This window comes from Terriglobus sp. YAF25, from assembly GCF_052113305.1.
In the GTDB taxonomy this organism is placed as follows: domain Bacteria; phylum Acidobacteriota; class Terriglobia; order Terriglobales; family Acidobacteriaceae; genus Terriglobus.
This window is the reverse complement of the sequence record NZ_JBFRCY010001023.1, coordinates 1-1,154: the sequence shown is the minus strand read 5'-3', so window position 1 is coordinate 1,154 and position 1,154 is coordinate 1. Positions and strand designations below refer to the sequence as shown.

The following is a 1,154-nucleotide window of genomic DNA, read 5'->3' as shown; positions in this document are numbered from 1 at the left end:
CGCATGGAGCGACCACCATACCCTGGTGGCATAAAAGCCAGTTGCCCGTTGGATGAAGGCACTGCGGCAGGTTGCCCCGAAGTGTCTTTTTATAGGTGTGTTGAGGCTGACTCGCTAACCCTGCCGTACCTCGTCAACTGGAAACCGTTTACTGGCAACTGCCATTAGGCAACTGTCCTCAAAAATGGTATCCAGAACCCATTGCGAGTCGTCCAATACAGCAGTAATGTAAGAGTCAACAGGCGGTGCCCAACACCCCGCAATGCCGTTCCCGCCGCTGCGAAGGCTGGGAATACCCGATGCGCGGCGAAGTGGCTATTCGACGGAGGTGTCATTGAACCAAAAAGTGAAGGACCTGATCCAGCAGCTTGGCGAAGCCATTCACGAGTCGGTCTCTGAGTCGGAGCACATTGCAGGCGTAGTGCGCGACATCCGGGAGCAGGGCTTCGACGTGCTGCTCATGCTTGAGGCGACCATCGGCCTGAACGAGGTCCACGAAGAAGAAGCGGCGGGAGCCGTAGAGGGGGAGGAGACGATGAACGGACCCTTCACCTCAAACGACGTCAATTTTTTGAAGTCGCTTCGGATCTCTGTAGAAGACACCGAGAATCAGTAAGCCTCGCTCCATCAGGATGAAAGATGCAGCGGGGTGGTGCGTGCCCGGTTTCTGTCCGATGGCGACCCCTTAAATCTTTGTAAGAGAACAACAAACGGGGATGGCAAATGCCATCCCCGTTTATTATCGCTTCATCCTCGACGGGATATTCTTATCCGTCGGGAACGCGGAGACGTAAAGTTGCGTCTTACCCAGAAGTCTGACCTCAGCAAGTAAAGGGTGTTTGGGTGCCATCAATGAAAGATACGTTGGGAGTCCTGCTTGCCGGTGGCGCTGGAGAGCGCCTCTTTCCTCTAACCCGTGACCGCGCCAAGCCCGCCGTTCCATTCGGCGGCCAATACCGCATCATCGATATCACCCTCTCCAACTGCATCAACTCTGACCTGCGCAAGGTCTACATCCTTACGCAATACAAGGCGCTCTCGCTCAATCGCCATATCCGCGAGGGGTGGGGACCTGTAGTCGCCAATGAACTGGGTGAGTTCATCGAGATTCTGCCGCCGATGCAGCGTGTCAGCGTCAACTGGTACATGGGCAC

Annotated in this window: 2 protein-coding genes; both read left to right on the top strand. The window is 55.6% G+C overall.

Annotated features, from left to right (window positions below):
* Positions 1 to 328 precede the first annotated feature (328 nt).
* A complete protein-coding gene (locus AB4043_RS26225; protein WP_442302068.1) occupies positions 329 to 616 on the top strand; it encodes a hypothetical protein in 288 nt (95 codons plus the stop codon).
* A 236-nt stretch (positions 617 to 852) separates the two neighbouring features.
* Positions 853 to 1,154 (top strand): sugar phosphate nucleotidyltransferase (locus tag AB4043_RS26220; RefSeq protein ID WP_442308614.1); only part of this gene is annotated, 302 nt, incomplete at its 3' end.